The organism is Dolichospermum heterosporum TAC447 (assembly GCF_024584745.1).
Lineage (GTDB): Bacteria > Cyanobacteriota > Cyanobacteriia > Cyanobacteriales > Nostocaceae > Dolichospermum > Dolichospermum heterosporum.
Genome location: NZ_CP099464.1, coordinates 1,323,113 through 1,349,043, shown reverse-complemented (window position 1 = coordinate 1,349,043; position 25,931 = coordinate 1,323,113). Strand labels below are relative to the sequence as shown.

Genomic DNA, 25,931 nt, shown 5'->3' with positions numbered 1-25,931 from the left:
AAATGCAAACTATTAATAGTCACTCTCTGATTCATCGCACCATATTAAGTAATGGCATTGTTTTGTTAGTATCAGAAAATCAAGCCGCTGATATTATTGCGGGACGGATTTTTATTCGCGCTGGTAGTTGTTATGAACAGCGAGAAAAAGCAGGGTTAGCTCATTTGTTATCAGCGGTGATGACAAAGGGATGTGATGGTTTATCGAGTTTAGAAATTGCCGAAAAAGTTGAATCGGTGGGAGCTAGTTTAGGCACAGATGCGGCTACAGACTATTTTTTGCTGTCTTTGAAAACTGTCACTACTGATTTTATTGACATTTTATCATTAGCTGGACAATTATTGCGATCGCCTACTTTTCCTGAAAATCAGGTAGAACTAGAAAAGCGGTTAGCAATCCAAGATATTCGTTCCCAAAAAGAGCAACCTTTTGGTCTGGCTTTTGAACAATTGCGTCAGGTAATGTACCCAAATCATCCCTATTCTATGTCAGTTTTAGGTGATGAAACAACCATGAGCAGCATTACCCGGTCTGACTTAGTAGAATATCATCAAACTCATTTCCGTCCTGATAATATTGTCATTAGCATTGCTGGACGCATTACCCCAGCACAAGCTGAGAAATTAGTAACAAAGATTTTTGGTGATTGGGAAATACCAAATTCTGCCCAACCTACCCTGAATTTACCACCAATTACTGTATCACCTAAACCTTGCCTCAAACCCTTAAATACACAACAATCAATTATCATGCTGGGTTATTTAGGACCATCAGTAACTCACCCAGAATATGCAGCCCTCAAGTTACTTGCTACCTATTTAGGTAATGGTCTTTCTAGTCGTTTATTTGTAGAATTACGGGAAAAGCAAGGTTTAGCTTATGACGTATCTGCTATTTATTCAACTCGACTTTTTCCCGCTGCCTTTGTAGTTTATATTGGCACTGCACCGGAAAATACCAAAGTTGCTTTTAATGGACTTCGCCAGGAAGTAGAACTATTGTGTAGCACCGAACTGTCAGCAGAAGCATTACAAACTGCTAAAAATAAAATCATTGGTCAATATGCTTTGGGTAAACAAACTAATGGACATATTGCTCAAATATATGGTTGGTACGAAATTTTGGGTTTAGGGATTGAATTTGATCAACAATTTCCCGAATTAATTAATAATGTCACTGCAACGGAAGCAATTACAGCCGCTTGTAAATATTTGCAAGCACCATACCTATCTTTAGTTGGACCAGAAGAAGCTATTCAGACAGCTATTTTGTGAAACCTTAAATTTACTAGGTTGGGTTGACGCAAGAAAACCCAACCTAGTAAAATCCTGGAAATATGCGGTGATGTTTGATCTTCATGCCCAAAAAATTAACAACTAACTAAGCGATCGCAATAGGTGTAAGATCAGCATCAGAAAATTATACAAAACTTGTATGAAAAATACTTTGATAGCTGGTATTTCCAACATGAGCGCAAATTCTTGGTATTGCTTAATCTTGTTAACCACAACACCCGCCTTAATTACTGCCACTGGGTTCATTTCCACAGCCACACCACTCAAAATTGTCCAAGTCAACACAGACATTAAAATCAATCGTCCGCCCCTGAACATGGGTAGTCAAGGTGAAGGAGTTAACGAACTTCAAGCCGCTTTGAAGCTTTTAGGATTTTATGCGAGCGCTGTAGATGGTAAATATCAACAAAGTACAGTCATTGCCGTTGCCCAATTTCAACAAGCTGCCGGTTTAAACCCCACTGGTAATGTAGATAATATCACATGGCAAAAACTATTTCCCAGCCCCTCAAATATTACCGCTACCACAGCCAAACCTGCCAGTAGTTTTACAACTGTTCCCACCCAACCGGTAAGAGTTACAAAACCACAAATTACCAAACGCCCAACCACCAAAAATCCACAAAATACCAGCATTAAACCCACTCCTCCCCATCAACAAATGCCCGGTATCCAATATACTGAAGAAGGATGGCCAATTTTGCGTTTACCCATGAGTGGTACAGAAGTGATTAAATTGCAAAAACAACTACAAAACTTGGGGTTCTTAAATGGTAAAATAGATGGATATTTCGGACTATCCACAGAAACCGCAGTTAAAGCTGCACAAGTTCGTTATGGCTTAAAACCTGACGGTGTAGTCGGTGGTGGTACATGGAAAGTTTTCTTAAAACGCACTTCCCAATAACATTAAACTATGAAGCACTTTATTTTAACTTGGCTTGGTACTGCGGTAGCATTGTTAATTACCTCTAAAATTGTCCCCGGAATTATTCTCACGAGTTTTACTGCTGCCTTAATTGCCGCTGTTGTCATTGGTTTAGTAAATGCCATTGTCCGGCCAATTTTGCAGATTTTAGCATTTCCCATTACCTTAATAACTTTAGGTTTATTTACCCTTGTAATTAATGGTTTAACTCTATGGTTTGCTAGTGCAATAACTCCCGGTTATGGTTTTGAAATTCGGGGTTTTATTCCTGCTTTTTTAGGTTCAATTGTTTTATCAATTGTCTCTGGTATTATTAATCAAATAGTTAATATGCTTGACTAAATATTTAGTCTATAATCACTTTTAGCCACAGCTACTGTGACTGCTCCTATTTCCCCTGATAATCGAAAAATCTGTTTAGGAACTAATAATATTATTTTCGCAGATGTGATTTTCGAGACTGCAAGCATAGCCGAAGCCTCAGCTACGCTAGATGTTTCCACAAACTTAGTAATACTATGATTAGGATGGGGAACAAGGACACTATTTAAAAGTTCAGCACTAAAGACTTTCAAAAGTAACTGTTCTGAGTTACAAAATTCTACTAAACCAATTTCTGAGGCTTTTTTATCAATAGTTGCAATTCCAGATATTTCACTATATATAAGTTGGTATTCCTGAAAAACCTGTTTAATTGCACTATTAATTAGGTTCTGAGAAACTCCCTTTTGACAACCAATTCCTACCCATAACAATTTTTTGTCTGTCACATTATGCACTTTGTTTTGTAATATTGAGTGTCCCGCAAATAAGAACTAATTAGCTGAGAATATGCCGATTTGTAATCCTTAAAATACGGAAAACCTATCATTGCTGGTTATATAGTCCTGAATCTATTCCTGCTTGTTGAATTAACCACCACCAACTATTGTGACTACTTCCAAGCGATCGCCATTTTTGATGTGAGTTTCCGTCCAAAATTGACGATGTAAGATTTCACCGTTGTATTCTACTGCGATTAAGCGCAGATTAAAACCCAACTGTTGCAGTAATTCCGGTAAAGCAGTTGGGGATACACAATTGCGCGTTTCTCCGTTGACTTGGAGATTAATTTGATTTGACATAAAGCTGTGAGAAATTTTGAATTTAGGACTTATAAAAATAATAATGTAGTCAGAATCAGGATGTCCAGGATTAAAGGATAAACAGGATAAAATAGGGATTGTATCACCAATTGTCAATACTCCCGAATGGGCGCAGGCCCTGCGCCCCTACCTCCTGATAGCGCAGCGTGGCGTTAGCCATTTCTGACAATTTACCTAACTAGCAACTTACATTACTTAGAATATTAAATATCATCTTCACTGAGATTAGCCACTTTTAGAAAATGCCGTAATAGTCCAGGTTTTAGTGATTGATTCCCATGAATAGGAACAGAAATTCGGGCTGGATTATCGGATTTACCGTAGATATGATGGCTACCATTAATGCGGAGAAGTTGCCATCCGTGAGACTCTAATACTTTAGCAAAATTTTTCCCTGAAATTGATTTCATACGGCAATTTCTAATATTTGAGCAGATTCATCAAGTTCTAATGAATCAACATCAACGAGTAAACAACCTTCAACGGCTTCATATATATTTTGTAGTAATTCTTCAAAAGTATCACCTTGAGTAGCACAACCGGGAATAGCAGGAACTTCTGCCCAATAACCTGCTTCTTCTTTGTGAATAATGACTTTTATTTTCATGGTTTGAAGTTCAATTTTTTAGGTGAGTGATCCTCAAAGATAATTATATCTTAATAGTATTCCTTTTTTTATAGTCGATGGCGATTATAAATCGCCACTACACAAACGAAGTTCACACTATGGCTAACGCCACGCTACGCTATCGACAGGCTCAGTGACCACCTACGTGGACTAATGAAAAATCAAGGGTTTCAGGGTTTTGACCAAGGTATTGTCATGGTAAAGGTGGAATTTGGAACTCGCTAAATAAGTGGACATGATAAGATTAAGTGGCTAAAGCCTTGACTAGCTTTTTATCCAAAGTCAGCAAATTAGCATTATTTTGTTGAGAAAGTGCAACATAACAAGCATCGTAAGCAGAAATATTGTAATTTAAGGCAATATTAACTGCATCATCCATCAAATTCGCTGTGGAAACAACCTGTAATTGTAAATTTTTGAGTGTAGTTAAATCGGCTTGTACCTCAGCAGCAGTGTACATATTTGCACGTACATATTTCAGAAAAACATTTGTACATTCTATATAAAATAGGTCTGGTACAAACATTTTTGTTTGTGGATAGGCAAGATGAGCAAAAAGTTCAATAACTTTAGGGGTGAGTGGATCTGCAATAAAATATTTGATACACACGCTGGTATCTAATACGCATCTAAAAGTAGTAGTCATCTGTCCCGATCTTCTCTAATCATTTCTGTACTATCTGGTAATCCAAAATCGGCAGGATTTAAGCGCCGACGATTGCGGCTTTCCTCTAGGACTTTTAGGACATTTTGACGACGTTGTGTTTCTGTTTGCTGTTGTTTTTCCTGTAAGGCTTTCTGTAATAGTGTCACAACTTGAGATTCTATGGAATCATTTTCAGATTCAGCTAATTTTTGTAGTTCTTGATATAGTTGATCGGGTAAAGTGATGACATTAAAATTATTCATCTGTCAAACTCCCAAGGTTATTTATTAATAATGGTAACACGATATATTAAGGAGGAGCATAGACATGAGACTAATTTATATTTTTTTGACAATAAACTGTTGGTTATAGTTGTTCTGAAGATTCCTGTTTTAGTTCTGGAGAATAGTATTACCCCATTTCCTCTAACCAACTTTGAACGACTCCTAATAAATTATCCTGTTGAGGTAGAAAACTACTCAAGGGAGATGCTATTTGTGTATCGGTAATAAAGGCGATCTTTAACCAGTCATTCTGTAATTGCTGACAGAAATTAATTAATTCTGGGTGAGGATTAATGTGACAGAAAATGAGGGCAATTTTATCTATATTTAGATGTTCTCTCAGGGTTTGGAGTTCATTTCCTAAGTCGAATATATCTTCTATGTCTAAGCGACTGAGACTAATACAAATAGGGCTAGGATAATCAGTTTTAGAAACTGAAGGCTCATAAATCAAATCAAACTTGCCCGTTAACAACTTTCCAGTTTTAAAAAATGTTTGTCGAGCAAAATAAACACCGCTGTTATATAGTTTGCCAGATTGCTCACAAAGATACTCTAACACTGCCTTTGTTTCATTAGTGGGAGACAACAAAACCTGCTGTACTCCCATCGCTTTTTTATTTTTTCCCACCAATTTTTGATGTAATGAAAATTGACTTTTCAGTGATAATTGATTAAGCCAAGGTCGTCAACATCACGGTTGATATAGAAAATACCAAAGAGGTTAAAACCGTGGTCAGTGAGCTTGTCGAACTGCTCGTGTCGCTTATATCTCAGGTCTAAAGACACTGAGTTTTACACTTACCGGATGTCTCTATAACAAGGGAATAAAAGCCATTGACTAAATCACAATATTAACAAACACAGCAAGGTGGCTAACCCACCATAATGAGTAGTTATTCACTCCCCCCCTCTCTAAAATTATCGAAACCCTTGATCTCTCGTTAAAGATAGGGGGGAGTGTGAACAGTTACTCTCTAAAATTATCGAAACCCTTGATCTCTCGTTAAAGATAGGGGGGAGTGTGAACAGTTACCATAATTACTGTCAACATTCCTGATTTATTTAATTCGGTGCAGTTGGGAAAGAAAATACTGAGTTGAGAATGTAGGTTGATCTGATTCGATGAGCGATCGCACTACAGCTACCCGTTGCGCTCCTGCATTCATCACATCATTCAAATTACTCATATCTATTCCCCCAATCGCAAACCAGGGAATTTGACAATTTTGGGATACATATTTCACATACTCTAAACCCGCTGCGGCTTTACCCGGTTTAGTCGGTGTTTCATACACGGGTCCCACACCAATATAATCCGCGCCTTCGGCAATTGCCCCTTGCATTTCTTGAGGATTTGTGGTGGAGCGTCCGATAATGCGCTGAGTTCCTAGTAATTGACGCGCTATAGCAATGGGCATATCCTGTTGTCCCAAATGGACACCATCAGCGTCCACAGCCAAAGCCAAATCCACCCGATCATTAATAATGAATAAAGCCCCGTAATGGTGACATAATTCCCGCAGTCTTGTCGCCCGTTCTAGGCGGACTAAATCATCAGCAGTCTTTTCCCGATACTGTAACAGAGTTAAACCACCTTGAAGAGCCGCTTCGGCAATGGCGAATAAGTTATCGGTGGGAGATGTTACTAGATATAAATGCGATCGCCATAATAACTGATGACGCTGATAACCCATCAAATTACTTTCTAGGGTATAAACCTGATAACGCATTTGTTTACAAGCTATTCCCATATTTCCATGATAAAGTTTGCCATATTCTTCTAATACACGCAATGCTTCTTGCACACGGCAAAAATTAGCCTGTAATAGCGATGTAATATCAGCCCTTTGTTCCTCTTGGGGGTGACTTAAATCCGTTCCTGCATCACCCGGTGTATCGCGGGCTGCGCGGATTTCTGCCGTATGCCAAGCACCCAACTCTTGGCGCAAGTGTTTGCATATACCTGAAAACTGGGCATTATTTAAACCAAACCGACACCATTCTTCAATAATTCGCAAACCCTCACGAGCGCGATCCAAATTAGCATCTAAAATGCGATAAACAGTTTGTTGTGTGTGACTATGGGCTGAAACCATTACAAAACCTCATTTTTAATGTTTTTATAGTAATAGCCAGCTTGATTCATATTTTAATATTTTGATTATTAAATATTTGCTAACTAATCGCGGTCAATTTGTCAAGATACAAGTAACATCATGGACATACTAAGTAGGCTGGCGTTGAAAATTGTCGTTATAGCAAGGCAAGAGGTAAGGGGTAAGGGGCAAGAGGTAAGAGGTAAGGGGCAAGAGTAAAGAAGTTTTCAGCGATTTTACGTTTCTTTACACAGTTTGGTTTTATTGTGTTTACCTACTTACTATATAAATAGTATAAAAATTGATTGTATAGCAGTTGCCAGGTAGCAGTTGATATCCAGTCTCAGATCCAAATAGACTTTCAGTGTTGTTGCTATAAGTTTTAGAGGAGTTTTAGAAACAATGATAATCCCCCAAAAATCTGTGAACACCCTCCATAACTCCCTGAGTTACTCAATTCTGAGTTTAACACTTGGTTTAGGAGTGACGAGTACAATACTCTTGATGACAAGTGTAAGTAGTGTATTTGCTCAAGTTCCGACGGTCGGCGAACAAATACTTCAAGGTGAAAAAACAATTTCTCAGATTAACCAGTCATTTGTCAACCCCAGTACAGGAAATGACAAAACAGGTAATGGTAGTATCAGCGCACCTTGGCGGACAATTAGCCAAGCCTTGGAAGCATCACCATCCAATAGTGTAATTATCCTCTCTTCTGGTACATATAGCGCCCAAACTGGGGAAGTATTTCCTTTAATTTTGAAACCAGGTCTAGCTATTCAGGGCAATATTAACAATAAAGGCCAAACTGTGACAATTACTGGTGGTGGCGAATTTCTCAGTCGCAAGTTTGGTGGTCAAAATGTGACTATTGTTGGTGCCAACCAAGCTAGTTTGAGTGGTGTTACCGTTACTAATAGCAATCCTCGTGGTTATGGACTATGGATTGAATCCAGTAACATTGTAGTTCGGGAAAGTACCTTTACTAATAATACCCAAGACGGAATTGCGATCGCAGGTGATGGCACACCCAGTATTAGTAAAAATGTTTTTGTTCGCAATGGTGCTAATGGCATAACTATTTCTGGGAATGCTCGCCCCGAGATCAGGGAAAATATCTTTCAAGAAACTGGTTTTGGGATTAATATTGCCCAAAATGCGTCTCCGGTGGTGGTAGCTAACCAAATTCAGAATAATAGATCGGGGATTATTATCCAAGCCAATGCTACACCGATGTTAAGGAATAATTTTATTCAAAATAACAGAGAAGATGGTCTAGTCGTAATTGCCCAAGCTAAACCAGATTTAGGTAGTAGTTATGACCCAGGCAAGAATATCTTTCGCAATAATGGTCGTCTTGACATCAATGCCAAAGCTGCTAAGTTGGTAATTTCTGCGGCTGGAAATAATTTGCTTAGTAATCGCATCAGCGGTAATGTGGATTTGAAAGGTACAACCGTATCTACAGACAGAATTTCTGGTACTAATCCTTCACTAACACCAAGTTCAGTCCGCAAACCTATCACTTTTACTCCCTCTCAAAGAACGGTAACACCCTTAAAAGTTCAACCTGTTGCCAATCCCAATCAATTACCATCATTACCCAATAATTTAGCGGATTCCCCTCGCTTTAATTATACCCAACTTGATTCGGGCGCTATTGAATTTGTCGCCCCTCAAGCAGCTATTGTATCAAACCCCGAAATGTCTACGGCTACTGGTCAAAATGTCAGTTACCGGGTGTTAGTGATGGTCGCCAATCAACAGCAACAGAATTTAGTCGTTTCTCTAGTTAATGACGCTTTTCCCAAGATTTGGCAAGGTCGTAGGGTGATGCAGGTGGGAATTTTCAATAGTCGAGAAAGTGCCGCTAAAGCAGTAAACCTCTTTAATAGCAAAGGGTTAAAATCAGTGGTTGAGACTGTGAAGTAATTAGTCATTGGTTATTGGTCATTGGTCATTGGTCATTGGTCATTAATAACAACTGACAACTGACAACGAACAACTGACAACTGACAACTGACAACGAACAACTGACTAAAATGCCAACTCCAATCTTTCACTGGTCATGGATTTGAGTTTGGAGGTGAAGGATTCGGTGCGAATCGCTCTTTTGGGGCATAAACTGACCGATAGGAGGATGATTGGCTGTTGCTGTGAGCATCAACGGTTGGGCGGGTGGGGGTGAAATTTCCTCAATAACTTGCTTTTGTCTGATATTTCCGGTTAATTGCCCAGAAGAAGAGTCTGGGACTGGGCTTTTTGGAGCATAGTCTCGGTTTTCTTCTATTGGCTGTAAATTCTTATTTATTTGATACTTATAACTCACTGGAGCAGGTAATAAACGAAGATTTTTATATTCTTCCATCCTGATTTCCTGTTTAGTGGGTGGTAAAACTTGTAGAGGCGCAGAAGTGAGCCGTTCAGGGAATTTGCTACAAATCATGCGCTCAAATTCCATATTGAAATGGTAGGTTGTCTCGCCCTTTCGTCGCCAAAAGTTCAAGATTTGCTGTACAGATACGGCTTTATAACGACCTTGATACAAAGCTTCAATAACTGCCAAGTGTAACCAATGCAGGGGATATTCAGATTGCCATTGGTTAACCAACTCACTGGCATTGTATCCGTTGAGATCAAAGCTGTAGTGAGTTAATAACTTAGCTGCTAGTTCCGCAGGAGGTGCAAAAGTTTGAGTGACCGGGGCTGTTGTTAACATGGGCTGTGAGTTATAGGCAATAGGTATAAACATTGCACCCATCGCATCTAGTCTAACGTACTTTTAGCTACATGAGTGTTTTTTTTCACCAGCAGCAAAAGTTATAGGCAGTGTTTTCCATTCTACTTGTCAATTGCTGATATGCAAAACAATATATGGTGAGTTAATAACTTTTGTGCGTTGACTGGTGACTAATGCCTGATACACCATTGCAGCAACTTCAGCACGGGTGGCTTCTCTGGTTGGTGCTAGTAAATTGGGGTCGGGATAATTAACAATAATTTTTTGCTGGGTGGCGATGGTAACGGCTGTGCGGGCGTATTCGGGAATTTTCTCTTGGTCAATGTAGGTCAGGGTTTTTTGATCACTTGCCACAAGTCCCAGTCCGTTGACTAGGGAGACGATGACTTGCAGCCGTTGGACGTTTTGGGTAGGACGGAAGGTGCGATCGCTAAATCCGCCGACAAAACCGCCTCTGGCTGCAACTTCAATGGCGTTAGCTGCCCAAAAATCCTTGGCTATGTCTGTAAATTCTGGGGATGGACGTTTGGCTGGGGGATTAAAGGCGGCAGCAATTAAAGCTGTATATTGGGCGCGGCTCATGGCTTGATCTGGTTGGTATGTGCCATCAGCAAAACCCTGGGTTAAGTTCATACTAACTAATGCCCGAATAAATGGTTCTGCCCAATGACCAACAATATCGGAAAAAGAGGGAATCTCTGTCTCTGGTTTGACAATATAGGCGGAGGGGAGGGGATTTTCTTGACCGGTGGCGACTAATGCCTGATAAATTAGGACTGCGATTTCCGCGCGGGTAATTTCCCGCAGTGGTTCTAATTGATCTGGTTGGGGATAATTGACGACTAATAGTTTTTGCGTAGCTACGGTAGTGGCATTGGTAGCGTAGCTGGGAATTTGGGCGCGATCGCGGTATACCATTAAGACGTTAGGATTACCACCACTCAAGTTTAAACCGTTGACAATGGAGACTATTGCTTGAATTTTGGTGATGTTGTTTCCGGGTCGAAATGTGCCATCGGGAAAGCCTTTCAGAAAGCCTCTATCGGACGCACTGGCTATGGCTTTGGCAGCCCAAAAGTCGGATTTGACATCTTTGAATTTATCTAGTTGATTACTTTCTGGTAGTTGGAATGTTTTGGTGATTAAGGCTGCGTATTGGGCGCGGTTAACGGGTGTGGCTGGTTGAAAAGTGCCGTCGGGAAACCCGTTAATAATATCTTTACTGACTAAGGCTTCGACGAAGGCTGCTGCCCAATTTCCTTCTAAATCAGCAAATCTACTGCTAACTCCAATTTGACTGGGGGTGTCAGCGGTAGCAGCAATGAAATCTATCGCCCCAATTACCTGGGGAATACTTAATTGATTACCGACGGAGATAATTTTTTGATCTGTGACATTTTGTAAATCGAATTTACCCTGTTCTCGAAAAATGTTGTCGGCTGGGTCTTGGGGACTGCCTAAATCGGGAGTGGCATTACCGGCGATTAACAGACCGCCTTGGGTATTGCCGGTGATCAGATTTCGCCGTAATACTGGTTTAGCATCACGAGATAGGGCGATCGCTGTCCCATTGGCTAAAAGTTGGTTATTGGCGACTAAAGGGGCGGCAAAGTCACTAATGGCTATGCCTAAAGCATTATTTTGAAATACATTCCGCAGCACTTCTCCTTTGCTATTCTTGGCTATGACTAACCCACAGACTTTGTTATTAATAAACAAATTATCCACAATCCCCGGTTTGCTATTGCCGGTAATGAAGATGCCTTCTCTGGTACAGTCCTTAAATGTACTATTAGCTACAGTCGGTATTGATGATTCAATCCACGCCCCAGTCCCTTTAGCGGCAGGATTCATCACTGTCATACCTAAAAGACTAGCATCACCTAGTAAGAGTAATGTAATATTCTGTATTCCAAAACTAGAGCTTTGATATTCCCCACTGCCGGCAATAATCGTTTCCTGACCTTTATTTGCTTCATTTCCTACTACTAATACTCCCGGTGCAATGACTAAGGGAAATACTTCACCATTGGCTGTGCTGTAAGTTCCACTGGCTAACTGAATAATTGTTGATGTTTTCGCTTGTTTAAGGGCGCGGGTAATGGTTTTGAGGGGATCAGAACGAGAACCAGTATTAGCATCGTTTCCTGTCACAGGATTAACATAGAGTGTGGCAACAAGACTAGAATTAACCATAAATTTTTAAACGAGCAGGGTTTTAATGGTGACATCCATAATTAACCATATTTTTAGCACAATCAGGAAGAAGGAAGAGGTTTTGGGCAACTTTACTTTTCGTTACATATTACTCTTCGAGAAGCCGCTCCGCGTCTACGGTTTTTTCTGTTTATCTATACTAAACACGGGTAAGATTTAAACTTTTACCAAATGACAAAGAACCCAGATGTGTAGGGGTTTAGCAGTGCTTAATGGTGTCAACTTAAGCCCTGGCGAATGGAAAATTCACATTTGCAGAATGTGGGATATAAAAAATCCAGGAAATAAATTCCCAGGCTTTTGCAGTATAAGTTACGGAGCTATATTTGTGTTAACCAATTCTAATACAGGTTTTGGTTTAAATTGTTCCATAACGTACTCCATAACTACAGGTCTCAAGTTGTATTTACCTGCTTTCTCCTCAATGAAAGAGCGTAAATGTAGCCTTTCTATTGCTTGCCAAAAATGGGATCTAGAAACATGAGGTAATATATTTGCTAAATCAGTAATTGTTGTTAATTGCGAGTTAATTGCCAAATAGTACATGATTTCCCGTTCTACATCACAGAGACAATTTAACTGTTGTTCTAACAATCTGTAAAGATGATGACTGACCAATAGGGTGTTCTCTGCTAGAAATTTGTTAATATCACTATTAAATAATAGAATGATAGTATTAACAACTATTTTAATTTTTAAAGGATTATTAGCATATAAATCGCATAACTCATATTTTTGTTGTTCTGCCCCCAATAGTTGTTTTGATTGCAGTAGGGAAAAGGCTACTTCTAAAGAACCAAACAATCTCAAAGAACGTACTGATGATGACCAGTTTTCCAGTAAGCTGATTTGGGCAGGTTGATCTCGACTGCTGAAAATTATACAGCTTTGATGATTGGTCTCGGCAATTATTTGGATAAAATTACTGTATTCAATACTAAGCTCGTCTAAAGCTGTTTCTAAGTTATCCAAGATGATGAGACAACGACGGGTACGCAAATAATAGATAATTCGATTAATGTCGGGTTTGCTTTCCTTGTGATTGGAGAAAAAGGAGAGCATTTCCGCAATCATATCATTAAAGGATAGGACTGTTGACACTGAACGCCAAAAAACGTAATCAAATTGATCTTGAATTTGTTTTGCTAGTTGGATAGCTAAAGTTGTTTTTCCAACTCCACCCATACCGAATAATCCTATCAAGCGACAGCCATCTCCTAAAATCCATGATTTTAGCTGTGTCAGTTCTTCTCTGCGTCCATAAAACACTGAAATATCAATTGCAGTTCCCCAGTCTAGGAATTGATTTGAATTTGTTTTTTTTTAGATATTTGTGTGTATTCTGTGGGGGGGGTAGATATTGCTTCAACACTGGTAGTAATTTCTTGCCAATCTAGATTTAATCGCCGACATAATTCTTCAAAGGTTGCATAACTAACGGGTTTACCAGTCAGGAATTTGCTAATTGTAGCTAAGGAAAATCCAGTATCACTAGCTAAATCTCTTTGACTGGCGTATCCATTGCGTGTAAGTGCTATATTAACCTTTTTAATAAAATCAGGACTTACTTTGATTGACTTTGACATAATATAAACATTTTCTTTAGTACTACGGGGCATAAATAGACATACTTGGTTAGTACGTCTTACTTGATTACTCTTGCAAGCTTAATCCCTTTATGGCTGGGTCACTGACATCTTTTTGTACTATGGACAACAAGATGTCAGTATTTCAGGAATATTTGGCTAAATTTCAGGTGTAATGGATAATATCTTCTCATGATGAGTGCGCCATAAAAATCTATCTCTAGATAGATAACAATGGTTTTTTTGTTTCTTGGTGTCAAAATTAGCTCTGAACTTAGATGAAGTTAGATGAACTCAGTATTTCCTGGTACGGAAGTCAGTACGGGCTTGAGTAGAATGAGAAGGAGAAGTATTTAATTACGAACTAATACAGGGTTACAGGGTTATAATCATGGCAGAATCTACCAAAACCGTCGTTTTCATTGATCCCAATGTCCCAGATTATAAAAATATAGTTGATCAAGTTAAACCTGGTACACTGTTGTTTCTTCTCAGAGCCAACCAGGATGGTATTAGGCAAATTACTAACAACTTATCAGGACTTAGAGACATTGATAGCCTTCAGATTATTTCTCAGGGGGCAGAAGGCAGTTTGTCACTTGGTTCAACTGTGTTCAACTCAGCAAACCTCAGCAGTTATACCTCACAATTGCAGCAGTGGGGTCAATCTCTTACCACCAAAGCAGATATTTTGTTGTATGGTTCCAATGTAGCTCAGGGACTAGCGGGTAAAGTTTTTGTCCAGCAAATTAGTCAGTTGACTGGGGCGGACGTGGCTGCATCTGATGACTTGACTGGGAATACTGCATCAGGTGGAGACTGGGTGTTAGAATACACTACTGGATTGATTGAAGCATCTCCAGTGCTGGAAATTGCACCTATTACCTCGAACCCAAATAGTCAAGATACCGTAGGAAAATATCCAACTCCGCAACCAGCCTATGCCTCTGATAAACTGATTGTCAAATTGAAGCGACAAGCCGATATCGCTCAAGCCAATGAGATTAAAAACACCCTGGGAGTAGTTAGCACAAAAACTATTGATCTCACAGGCGCTCAAATATGGACATTATCTGGAAGAACCTCTGTAGAAACTGCCCTCGCTACATACAGAAATAGTTCCTTATTCGAGTACATCGAGCCAGATTATATTGTCACCAAAGCAGCCACCCCCAATGATCCAAGCTTTGGTCAACTATGGGGATTACATAACACAGGTCAAAGTGGAGGAACTCCAGACGCAGACATTGACGCTCCCGAAGCCTGGGATATCCAAACAGGCAATCCCAACCTCGTCATAGGAGTGATTGATACAGGAGTTGATTATAACCACCCTGATTTAGTAGGCAATATTTGGACTAATTCAGGAGAAATCGCCGGAGATGGCATAGATAACGACAATAACGGATATATAGACGATATTCGCGGTTGGGATTTTGCCTATAATGACAACAACCCCAGTGATGTTGATGGCCACGGAACCCATGTTTCGGGAACCATTGCTGGTAAAGGTAATAACGGCGTTGGTGTGACAGGGGTGGCCTGGAATGCCAAGATTATGCCTCTGAAGTTTTTGAACGATAGTGGTTCAGGTTCTACTTCCAATGCCATTTTAGCAATTGCCTATGCCACAGCCAAGGGCGTGAAACTAACCAACAACTCCTGGGGAGGTGGAGGCTATAGCCAAGCTTTGTATGATGCCATTAATGCAGCAGGTCAAGCTGGAGCTTTATTCGTTGCGGCGGCGGGTAATGACTCTAGTAACACTGACATACTCCCCGCTTACCCCGCCAGCTATAACCTAGCCAATATTATCTCTGTTGCTTCCACCACACGCACCGATTCCCTCTCTTCCTTTTCCAACTATGGATTGACTAGCGTGGATTTAGGCGCACCAGGTTCAGACATTTATAGCACCCTGCCTAACAACAGTTATGGAACTCTTTCTGGCACATCAATGGCTAGTCCCCACGTTACTGGGGCGGCGGCTTTAGTCTGGTCTCAAAATCCCACCTGGACGGCACAACAGGTTAAAAATACCTTGATGCAAACCGGTGACTCGATTTCTGCCTTAGCAGGGAAAACTGTATCTGGAAAACGCCTCAATGTTTTTAATGCTTTGGCAGCAGCTAACTTACCTTCTGTAACTGTCAGTGTCAGTCCTGCCACTGTTCAAGAAGATGGTGCGACTAACTTGGTTTATACTTTTACTCGCACCAATTTAAACCTAAGTTCTCCCCTGACCGTTAACTTCGGGACGAGTGGCATAGCAAACGCCGCCCCAGTGGGAAGCGACCCAGCAGACTATAATGTCTTAACCAATGGCAGTGTTACCTTTAATCCGACAACGAAACTGGGAACTGTCACCTTTGCTGCTAATGCCACAACTGCTCAAGTAGTTATTGATCCCATAGCTGATACATTAGCAGAAATTCAGAATGAGACGGTAAATATAACAGTTAATTCCGGCACGGGTTATATCGGTGGGTCTCCAGGTGCGGCGATTGGAACTATTGTTAATGAAGAACCTTTTGTCAATCTATTCTATGATTCATTTGCTAATAACAATGCAGGGTGGACATTGGGAACAGAATGGGGCATAGGTTCTGCCACAGTTTCTACTGGTGGAGTCGGCAATCCAGACCCAGGAACTGACAATACTCCAACTGCTGACAATGGTGTAGCCGGAGTAGTAATTGGTGGTAATGCTTCTACGTCTTCACTACATGATTATTACTACCTGACAAGTCCTGTAATTAACACCATTACCTCCGGTAATGTTTTCTTTGAATACTACCGTTGGCTCAACAGTGATTATACTCCTTTTATGCAGAACACTGTTGATATTTATAATGGCAGCAGTTGGGTTAATCTTTGGAGTTCAGGTGCACCTCCAGCAGTTCAGGATAGTTCTTGGACTCTCAACACATTTAATATCAGTACTTACAAAAGTGCATCCACACAAATTCGATTTGGTTTTAATATAGGTTCCGCTGGAGTTTGGACTGTTAGCTCATGGAATGTTGATGACTTCAAAATCTATACTGACTCTTCCCCTTCTCTACCCATAATCACAGTAGTAGCCACAGATGCAGATGCTGCCGAAACCCCACTAGGAACAACACCAAATCCCGGACAATACACCCTAACCCGGACAGGTCCCACCACCAGTAGCTTAACAGTTAACGTCAGTTTGAGCGGAACAGCCACCAATGGCACAGATTACACAACCATTCCCAGCACCGTTACCTTTGCCGCAGGTTCTAGCACAGCCTTAGTCAACCTGAACGTTACTGATGACACCCTTGGCGAAGGAACAGAAACTGCCATCCTCACCGTCACATCAGGAACAGGCTACACCGTCGTGGGCGGGACACCAGCTAGTGCCACAGTCAATATTGCTGATAATGAGTTACTACCCACAATCACCGTTGCTGCCACAGATGCAAGTGCTGCCGAAACCTTACTAGGAACTACTCCAAATCCCGGACAATACACATTAACCCGGACAGGTGCTACCACCAGCAGCTTGACAGTTAACGTCAGCTTGACCGGAACAGCCACCAATGGTACAGATTACACAACCATTCCTACTACTGTCACCTTTGCCGCAGGTTCTAGCACAGCCTTAGTCAACCTGAACGTTACTGATGACACCATCGTAGAAGGAACAGAAACTGCCATCCTCACCGTCACATCAGGAACAGGCTACACCGTCGGCACATCAGCTAGTGCCACAGTCAATCTTGCTGATAATGATTTACCAGTAATTACCGTTGCTGCCACAGATGCAAGTGCTGCCGAAACCCTACTAGGAACAACACCAAATCCCGGACAATACACATTAACCCGCACAGGTCTTACCACCAGCAGCTTAACAGTTAACGTTGTCTTGAGTGGAACAGCCACCAATGGAACAGATTACACAACCATTCCTACTACTGTCACCTTTGCCGCAGGTTCTAGCACAGCTTTAGTCAACCTGAACGTCATTGATGACACCCTTGGCGAAGGAACAGAAACTGCCATCCTCACCGTCACATCAGGGACAGGCTACACCGTCGGTACATCAGCTAGTGCCACAGTCAATCTTGCTGATAATGATTTACCAGAAATCACAGTAGTAGCCACAGATGCAAGTGCTGCCGAAACTTTACTAGGAACTACTCCAAATCCCGGACAATACACATTAACCCGGACAGGTTCAACCACCAGTAGCTTAACAGTTAACGTCAGCTTGACTGGAACAGCCACCAATGGCATAGATTACACAACCATTCCTACTACTGTTACCTTTGCCGCAGGTTCTAGCACAGCCTTAGTCAACCTGAACGTTACTGATGACACCCTTGTCGAAGGAACAGAAACCGCCATCCTCACCGTCACATCAGGAACAGGCTACACTGTCGGGACATCAGCTAGTGCTACAGTCAATATTGCTGATAATGATTTACCAGAAATCACAGTAGTAGCCACAGATGCAAGTGCTGCCGAAACCGTACTAGGAACTACTCCAAATCCCGGACAATACACATTAACCCGGACAGGTCCTACCACCAGCAGCTTAACAGTTAACGTTGCCTTGAGTGGAACAGCCACCAATGGAACAGATTACACAACCACCGTTGTCCAGCAAATTAGTCAGTTGGCTGGGGCTGATGTAGCTGTATCTGAAGTTTTAACCAACACAACCATCACCTCGAACGGAAATAGTCAAGATACCGTAGGAAAATATCCAACTCCGCAACCAGCCTATGCCTCTGATAAACTGATTGTCAAATTGAAGCGACAAGCCGATATCGCTCAAGCCAATGAGATTAAAAACACCCTGGGAGTAGTTAGCACAAAAACTATTGATCTCACAGGCGCTCAAATATGGACATTATCTGGAAGAACCTCTGTAGAAACTGCCCTCGCTACATACAGAAATAGTTCCCTATTCGAGTACATCGAGCCAGATTATATTGTCACCAAAGCAGCCACCCCCAATGACCCAAGCTTTGGTCAACTATGGGGATTACATAACACAGGTCAAAGTGGAGGAACTCCAGACGCAGACATTGACGCTCCCGAAGCCTGGGATGTCCAAACAGGCAATCCCAACCTCGTCATAGGAGTGATTGATACAGGAGTTGATTATAACCACCCTGATTTAGTAGGCAATATTTGGACTAATCCAGGAGAAATCGCCGGAGATGGCATAGATAACGACAATAACGGATATATAGACGATATTCGCGGTTGGGATTTTGCCTATAATGACAACAACCCCAGTGATGTTGATGGCCACGGAACCCATGTTTCGGGAACCATTGCTGGTAAAGGTAATAACGGCGTTGGTGTCACAGGTGTGGCCTGGAATGCCAAGATTATGCCCCTGAAGTTTCTCAATGATCAAGGATCAGGAACTCTCTCCGCGGCCATCTTGGCAATTAACTATGCCACAGCCAAGGGCGTGAAACTAACCAACAACTCTTGGGGAGGTGGAGGCTATAGCCAAGCTTTGTATGATGCCATTAATGCAGCAGGTCAAGCTGGAGCTTTATTCATTGCGGCGGCGGGTAATAGTTCGGCTAACGCAGATATCAATCCCATGTATCCCGCTGCCTACAACCTAGCTAATATTATCTCTGTTGCTTCCACCACACGCACTGATAGCCTGTCTTCCTTCTCCAACTATGGATTGACTAGCGTGGATTTAGGCGCACCAGGTTCAGACATTTATAGCACCCTGCCTAACAACAGTTATGGAACTCTTTCTGGCACATCAATGGCTAGTCCCCACGTTACTGGGGCGGCGGCTTTAGTCTGGTCTCAAAATCCCACCTGGACGGCACAACAGGTTAAAAATACCTTGATGCAAACCGGTGACTCGATTTCCGCCTTAGCAGGGAAAACTGTATCTGGAAAACGCCTCAATGTTTTTAATGCTTTGGCAGCAGCTAACTTACCTTCTGTAACTGTCAGTGTCAGTCCTGCCACTGTTCAAGAAGACGGTGCGACTAACTTGGTTTATACTTTTACTCGCACCAATTTAAACCTAAGTTCTCCCCTGACCGTTAACTTCGGGACGAGTGGCATAGCAAACGCAGCCCTGGTGGGAAGCGACCCAGCAGACTATAATGTCTTAACCAATGGCAGTGTTACCTTTAATCCGACGACGAAACTGGGAACTGTCACCTTTGCTGCTAATGCCACAACTGCAACGGTTGTGGTTGATCCGATTGCTGATACATTAGCAGAAATTCAGAATGAGACAGTAAACATAACAGTTAATTCCGGCACGGGTTATATTGGTGGTTCTCCGGGTGCGGCTACTGGAACTATTGTTTCGGAAGAAACTTTACCAACCATTCCTACTACTGTTACCTTTGCCGCAGGTTCTAGCACAGCCTTAGTTGACCTGAACGTCACTGATGACACCCTCGTAGAAGGAACAGAAACTGCCATCCTCACCGTCACATCGGGAACAGGCTACACCATTGGTACATCAGCTAGTGCCACAGTCAATATTGCTGATAATGATTTACCCATCATTAATCTGAGCGCCAACCAAACGGTTGTCGAAGGCAACACCAGTCCCCAAAATGTCACTTACACTGCGACTCTTTCCAGCGTCAGCCCTCAAACGGTTACTGTTCAATATGCCACTGTTGATAATACGGCTATAGCAGGGTCTGACTATACTACCACTAACGGAACTCTAACCTTTGCTCCTGGTGTTACCAGTCAAGTCATCAATATTCCCATTCTCAATGATGACCTTAACGAAGCAGATGAAACCTTTACTCTCACCCTGTCTTCTCCCAGCAATGCCAACTTGGGTACAAACGCAACTGTAACTACAACTATAACCGATACCCTCACATCTGCGGTTACTACCACCCTACCAGCAGACGTAGAAAACCTCACCCTGACTGGAACAGCAGCAATTAACGGTACTGGTAACGCTGGTAATAACATCCTTACGGGTAATAGTGCCAATAATACCCTCAATGGTGGGGCAGGCAATGACACCCTTGATGGTGGTGCGGGTATTGATGGGTTAATTGGTGGTTTGGGTGATGACGTTTACATTGTTGATAGCAATACTGACACCATTACTGAAAACGCCAACGAGGGTACAGATACCATTCAATCTAGTGTCACCTTTAGTATTGCTGCCCTTGCTAACATCGAAAATCTAACCCTGACAGGAACAACAGCAATTAATGGTACTGGTAACGCTGGTAATAACATCCTCACGGGTAACAGTGCCAATAATACCCTCAATGGTGGGGCAGGCAATGACACCCTTGATGGTGGTGCGGGTATTGATGGGTTAATTGGTGGTTTGGGTGATGACGTTTACATTGTTGATAGTGCCACTGACATTATCACCGAAAATGTAGGGGGTGGCACAGATACCATTCAGTCCAGTATCACTTTTAGTATTGTCACCAGAACCAATATCGAAAATCTAACCCTGACAGGAACAGCAGCAATTAACGGTACTGGTAACGCTGGTAATAACATCCTTACGGGTAACAGTGCCAATAATACCCTCAATGGTGGGGCAGGCAATGACATCCTTGATGGTGGTGCGGGTATTGATACCTTAATCGGTGGCACGGGTAATGATACTTACGTTGTTGATAGTACCACTGACATTATCACCGAAAATACAAGTGGTGGCACAGATACCATTCAATCTAGTACCACTTTTAGCATTGCCACCCTAACCAACATCGAAAATCTGACCCTGACAGGAACAACAGCAATTAATGGTACTGGTAACGCTGGCAACAATATCCTTACGGGTAACAGTGCCAATAATACCCTTGACGGTGATGCGGGTGTTGATACTTTGATTGGTGGTGATGGTAATGATACTTACTATGTTGACAATACTAGTGACACCATTACCGAAAATGCCAACCAAGGAACAGATATAGTTTACAGCACTACCAACTATGTTCTGTCTGGAAATGTCGAAAACCTGACACTAACAGGAACAACAGCAATTAACGGGACTGGTAACGCAGGTAATAACGTCCTTACGGGTAACGCTGCTGATAATACCCTTGACGGTGGGGCAGGTAATGACACCTTGGATGGCGGTGCGGGTAATGACACCCTTGATGGTGGTGATGGTAATGATACTTACATTATAGACACCACAACTGATACCATTATCGAAAATGCCAACGACCTATTAGGAACAGATACTATTCAATCCAGTGTCACCTATAGTCTTGCGGCTCTTGCTAACGTCGAAAACCTGACACTAACAGGAACAACAGCAATTAACGGGACTGGTAACGCCGGTAATAACGTCCTCACAGGTAATGCTGCTGATAATACCCTTGAAGGTGGGGCAGGTAATGACACCTTGGATGGCGGTGCGGGTATTGATACCTTAATTGGTGGGTTGGGTGATGATACTTACTATGTTGATGATAGCAGTGATATCGTTACCGAAAATGCCAACGAAGGCACAGATACGATTTTCAGCGCCATTGACTATGCTCTCTCTGAAAATGTCGAAAACCTGACTCTAACAGGAACAACAGTAATTAACGGTACAGGAAACGCAGCTAATAACATCATTGTAGGTAACGCTGCTGATAATATCCTTGACGGTGATGCGGGTGTTGATACTTTGATTGGTGGTGATGGTAATGATACTTACTATGTTGACAATACTAGTGACACCATTACCGAAAATGCCGACGAAGGCACAGATACGGTTTACAGCACTATTGACTATGCTCTCTCTGGAAATGTCGAAAACTTGTTCCTGTTAGGGTTAGCCACTGAGGGTACAGGGAATGCTAGTAATAACACTATCATAGGCAATGAACTCAATAATACCCTCAATGGTGGTGCAGGTGTTGATACCTTAATTGGTGGTGATGGTGACGATACTTACATTGTTGATAGTATTACTGACATCATTACGGAATATTTTGGGGAAGGTACAGATACCATTCAATCCAGTGTTACTTATGATCTTGACCCTCTGAGCAATATTGAAATCGTGATTCTGGCGGGAACATCCGCAATTCACAGTAATGGTAACGCAGGTAATAACGTCATCATAGGTAACAGCGCTAATAACACCCTTGACGGTGGTGCGGGTAATGACACCCTTGATGGTGGTGCGGGTACTGATACCCTAATTGGTGGCACAGGAGATGATATCTACATTGTAGATAGCACCACTGACACCATTACCGAAAATGCCAGCGCAGGTACAGATACCATTCAATCTAGTGTTACTTACACTATTGCGTCCCTTGCTAACGTTGAAAACCTAACTCTCACAGGAACAACAGCAATTAACGGGACTGGTAACGCAGGTAATAACGTCATCACAGGTAACAGTGCTAATAACACCCTTGACGGTGGTGCAGGTAATGACACCCTTGATGGTGGTGCGGGTATTGATACCTTAATCGGTGGCACAGGAGATGATATCTACATTGTAGATAGCACCACTGACACCATTACCGAAAATGCCAGCGCAGGTACAGATACCATTCAATCTAGTGTTACTTACACTATTGCGTCCCTTGCTAACGTTGAAAACCTAACTCTCACAGGAACAACAGCAATTAACGGGACTGGTAACGCAGGTAATAACGTCATCACAGGTAACAGTGCTAATAACACCCTTGACGGTGGTGCAGGTAATGACACCCTTAATGGTGGTGCGGGTACTGATACCCTAATTGGTGGCACAGGAGATGATATCTACATTGTAGATAGCACCACTGACACCATTACCGAAAATGCCAGCGCAGGTACAGATACCATTCAATCTAGTGTTACTTACACTATTGCGTCCCTTGCTAACATCGAAAACCTAACTCTCACAGGAACAACAGCAATTAACGGGACTGGTAACGCAGGTAGTAACGTCATCACAGGTAACAGTGCTAATAACACCCTTGACGGTGGTGCAGGTAATGACACCCTTGATGGTGGTGCGGGTATTGATACCTTAATCGGTGGCACAGGAGATGATATCTACATTGTAGATAGCACCACTGACACCATTACCGAAAATGCCAGCGCAGGTACAGATACCATTCAATCTAGTGTTACTTACACTATTGCGTCCCTTGCTAACATCGAAAACCTAACTCTCACAGGAACAACAGCAATTAACGGGACTGGTAACGCAGGTAGTAACGTCATCACAGGTAACAGTGCTAATAACACCCTTGACGGTGGTGCAGGTAATGACACCCTTGATGGTGGTGCGGGTATTGATACCTTAATCGGTGGCACAGGAGATGATATCTACATTGTAGATAGCACCACTGACACCATTACCGAAAATGCCAGCGCAGGTACAGATACCATTCAATCTAGTGTTACTTACACTATTGCGTCCCTTGCTAACATCGAAAACCTAACTCTCACAGGAACAACAGCAATTAACGGGACTGGTAACGCAGGTAGTAACGTCATCACAGGTAACAGTGCTAATAACACCCTTGACGGTGGTGCAGGTAATGACACCCTTGATGGTGGTGCGGGTATTGATACCTTAATCGGTGGCACAGGAGATGATATCTACATTGTAGATAGCACCACTGACACCATTACCGAAAATGCCAGCGCAGGTACAGATACCATTCAATCTAGTGTTACTTACACTATTGCGTCCCTTGCTAACGTTGAAAACCTAACTCTCACAGGAACAACAGCAATTAACGGGACTGGTAACGCAGGTAATAACGTCATCACAGGTAACAGTGCTAATAACACCCTTGACGGTGGTGCAGGTAATGACACCCTTGATGGTGGTGCGGGTATTGATACCTTAATCGGTGGCACAGGAGATGATATCTACATTGTAGATAGCACCACTGACACCATTACCGAAAATGCCAGCGCAGGTACAGATACCATTCAATCTAGTGTTACTTACACTATTGCGTCCCTTGCTAACGTTGAAAACCTAACTCTCACAGGAACAACAGCAATTAACGGGACTGGTAACGCAGGTAATAACGTCATCACAGGTAACAGTGCTAATAACACCCTTGACGGTGGTGCAGGTAATGACACCCTTGATGGTGGTGCGGGTATTGATACCTTAATCGGTGGCACAGGAGATGATATCTACATTGTAGATAGCACCACTGACACCATTACCGAAAATGCCAGCGCAGGTACAGATACCATTCAATCTAGTGTTACTTACACTATTGCGTCCCTTGCTAACGTTGAAAACCTAACTCTCACAGGAACAACAGCAATTAACGGGACTGGTAACGCAGGTAATAACGTCATCACAGGTAACAGTGCTAATAACACCCTTGACGGTGGTGCAGGTAATGACACCCTTGATGGTGGTGCGGGTATTGATACCTTAATCGGTGGCACAGGAGATGATATCTACATTGTAGATAGCACCACTGACACCATTACCGAAAATGCCAGCGCAGGTACAGATACCATTCAATCTAGTGTTACTTACACTATTGCGTCCCTTGCTAACGTTGAAAACCTAACTCTCACAGGAACAACAGCAATTAACGGGACTGGTAACGCAGGTAATAACGTCATCACAGGTAACAGTGCTAATAACACCCTTGACGGTGGTGCAGGTAATGATACCCTAATTGGTGGCACAGGAGATGATATCTACATTGTAGATAGCACCACTGACACCATTACCGAAAATGCCGGCGCAGGTACAGATACCATTCAATCTAGTGTTACTTACACTATTGCGTCCCTTGCTAACGTTGAAAACCTAACTCTCACAGGAACAACAGCAATTAACGGGACTGGTAACGCAGGTAATAACGTCATCACAGGTAACAGTGCTAATAACACCCTTGACGGTGGTGCGGGTAATGACATCCTAACAGGGGGAACCGGAAAAGATACTCTAACTGGAGGGCTGGGAGCAGACCGTTTTGACTACCGCATCTTAGCAGATTCTGTCTTCAATACCTTTGATGTGATTACCGGCTTCAATGCTAATGCTGGAAATGATTTATTCCTTGTTTCCACTGCCCGCAGCGCATTTTCTAATGCAGGACTTGTGGCAACACTTGATACAGCCGGAATTGCAGCTAAGTTAACTACAACTAGTTTTACAGTTAATGCTGCTGCTCAATTCTCCTTTGGTAGCCGCAGCTTTGTAGCTATTAATGATGCTACCGCAGGATTTAGTGCAACTACTGATGCCATCATTGAGGTGACAGGATTAACAGGTACTTTAGGACTCAATAACTTTACAACTACTTTAGTGTAGCTTCTGGTATCACGTAGACAACCACATTGTAGAGACGTTTCATGAAACGTCTCTACATCATCCTGTCTTCACAGACAACTTATTCAGCAAACCCTACCTAACTG

Annotated in this window: 17 protein-coding genes and 1 pseudogene; 5 read left to right on the top strand and 13 right to left on the bottom strand. The window is 42.2% G+C overall.

Going from position 1 to position 25,931, the window contains the following annotated elements; translation table 11 throughout:
- Positions 1 to 2 precede the first annotated feature (2 nt).
- From NG743_RS05975 to NG743_RS05965, 3 genes are all read left to right on the top strand, one after another.
- Positions 3 to 1,274, top strand: a complete 1,272-nt coding sequence (locus NG743_RS05975; RefSeq protein ID WP_257121690.1) for a M16 family metallopeptidase — start codon at positions 3 to 5, stop codon at positions 1,272 to 1,274.
- A gap of 160 nt (positions 1,275 to 1,434) precedes the next feature.
- Entirely contained in the window at positions 1,435 to 2,202 is a 768-nt protein-coding gene (locus NG743_RS05970; protein WP_027404430.1) for a peptidoglycan-binding domain-containing protein, read from the top strand.
- A gap of 9 nt (positions 2,203 to 2,211) precedes the next feature.
- Positions 2,212 to 2,565, top strand: a complete 354-nt coding sequence (locus NG743_RS05965) for a phage holin family protein (RefSeq protein WP_027404431.1) — start codon at positions 2,212 to 2,214, stop codon at positions 2,563 to 2,565.
- Here the strand turns inward: NG743_RS05965 and NG743_RS05960 are convergent.
- The 9 genes and pseudogenes from NG743_RS05960 to NG743_RS05925 form a co-directional block, all read right to left on the bottom strand.
- Positions 2,562 to 2,993: a cobalamin biosynthesis protein gene (locus tag NG743_RS05960; protein WP_257121689.1), complete on the bottom strand. Its 432-nt coding sequence runs from the start codon at positions 2,991 to 2,993 to the stop codon at positions 2,562 to 2,564. The two genes, NG743_RS05965 and NG743_RS05960, sit on opposite strands and share 4 nt — an antisense overlap.
- Before the next feature lie 141 nt (positions 2,994 to 3,134).
- Complete coding sequence (thiS, locus tag NG743_RS05955; RefSeq protein ID WP_039203927.1) at positions 3,135 to 3,347, bottom strand: sulfur carrier protein ThiS; 213 nt, start codon at positions 3,345 to 3,347, stop codon at positions 3,135 to 3,137.
- Between the two features lie 224 nt (positions 3,348 to 3,571).
- Positions 3,572 to 3,778: a type II toxin-antitoxin system HicA family toxin gene (locus tag NG743_RS05950; RefSeq protein ID WP_193961932.1), complete on the bottom strand. Its 207-nt coding sequence runs from the start codon at positions 3,776 to 3,778 to the stop codon at positions 3,572 to 3,574.
- A complete protein-coding gene (locus tag NG743_RS05945) occupies positions 3,775 to 3,975 on the bottom strand; it encodes a type II toxin-antitoxin system HicB family antitoxin (RefSeq protein ID WP_027404435.1) in 201 nt (66 codons plus the stop codon). The genes NG743_RS05950 and NG743_RS05945 overlap by 4 nt, the downstream gene beginning before the upstream one ends.
- Positions 3,976 to 4,240: 265 nt before the next feature.
- A complete protein-coding gene (locus NG743_RS05940) occupies positions 4,241 to 4,642 on the bottom strand; it encodes a type II toxin-antitoxin system VapC family toxin (RefSeq protein ID WP_257121688.1) in 402 nt (133 codons plus the stop codon).
- Positions 4,639 to 4,905 (bottom strand): ribbon-helix-helix domain-containing protein, encoded by a 267-nt coding sequence (locus NG743_RS05935; RefSeq protein ID WP_027404437.1) that lies wholly within the window; start codon positions 4,903 to 4,905, stop codon positions 4,639 to 4,641. The genes NG743_RS05940 and NG743_RS05935 overlap by 4 nt, the downstream gene beginning before the upstream one ends.
- Before the next feature lie 148 nt (positions 4,906 to 5,053).
- Positions 5,054 to 5,251, bottom strand: a complete 198-nt coding sequence (locus NG743_RS26825) for an NACHT C-terminal alpha/beta 1 domain-containing protein (protein WP_371316530.1) — start codon at positions 5,249 to 5,251, stop codon at positions 5,054 to 5,056.
- A 99-nt stretch (positions 5,252 to 5,350) separates the two neighbouring features.
- Positions 5,351 to 5,536 (bottom strand): annotated as a pseudogene (locus NG743_RS05930) (RNA-guided endonuclease TnpB family protein); the annotation flags it as partial.
- Between the two features lie 451 nt (positions 5,537 to 5,987).
- Positions 5,988 to 7,025, bottom strand: a complete 1,038-nt coding sequence (locus NG743_RS05925; protein WP_027404439.1) for a thiamine phosphate synthase — start codon at positions 7,023 to 7,025, stop codon at positions 5,988 to 5,990.
- Between the two features lie 504 nt (positions 7,026 to 7,529).
- Here NG743_RS05925 and NG743_RS05920 point away from each other — a divergent pair.
- A complete protein-coding gene (locus NG743_RS05920; RefSeq protein WP_236630665.1) occupies positions 7,530 to 8,957 on the top strand; it encodes a DUF1565 domain-containing protein in 1,428 nt (475 codons plus the stop codon).
- Positions 8,958 to 9,084: 127 nt separating this feature from the next.
- Here the strand turns inward: NG743_RS05920 and NG743_RS05915 are convergent, their stop codons facing one another.
- The 4 genes from NG743_RS05915 to NG743_RS05900 all read right to left on the bottom strand — a co-directional run bounded on the left by NG743_RS05915 (position 9,085) and on the right by NG743_RS05900 (position 13,568).
- Positions 9,085 to 9,777 carry a hypothetical protein gene (locus tag NG743_RS05915; protein WP_257121687.1) on the bottom strand — a complete coding sequence of 231 codons (693 nt, stop codon included), beginning with the start codon at positions 9,775 to 9,777 and terminating at the stop codon, positions 9,085 to 9,087.
- Between the two features lie 96 nt (positions 9,778 to 9,873).
- The gene (locus tag NG743_RS05910) at positions 9,874 to 11,961 is read right to left on the bottom strand and encodes an S-layer homology domain-containing protein (RefSeq protein WP_257121686.1); all 2,088 of its coding nucleotides are present in this window, start codon (positions 11,959 to 11,961) and stop codon (positions 9,874 to 9,876) included.
- 333 nt (positions 11,962 to 12,294) lie between these two features.
- Positions 12,295 to 13,251 carry an NB-ARC domain-containing protein gene (locus tag NG743_RS05905; RefSeq protein ID WP_257121685.1) on the bottom strand — a complete coding sequence of 319 codons (957 nt, stop codon included), beginning with the start codon at positions 13,249 to 13,251 and terminating at the stop codon, positions 12,295 to 12,297.
- 26 nt (positions 13,252 to 13,277) lie between these two features.
- Positions 13,278 to 13,568, bottom strand: coding sequence for a helix-turn-helix domain-containing protein (locus NG743_RS05900; RefSeq protein WP_257121684.1), 291 nt, complete (start codon positions 13,566 to 13,568; stop codon positions 13,278 to 13,280).
- 391 nt (positions 13,569 to 13,959) lie between these two features.
- Here NG743_RS05900 and NG743_RS05895 point away from each other — a divergent pair, with 391 nt between their 5' ends.
- Positions 13,960 to 25,827 (top strand): S8 family serine peptidase, encoded by an 11,868-nt coding sequence (locus NG743_RS05895; RefSeq protein ID WP_257121683.1) that lies wholly within the window; start codon positions 13,960 to 13,962, stop codon positions 25,825 to 25,827.
- The last annotated feature ends 104 nt before the right edge of the window (positions 25,828 to 25,931 follow it).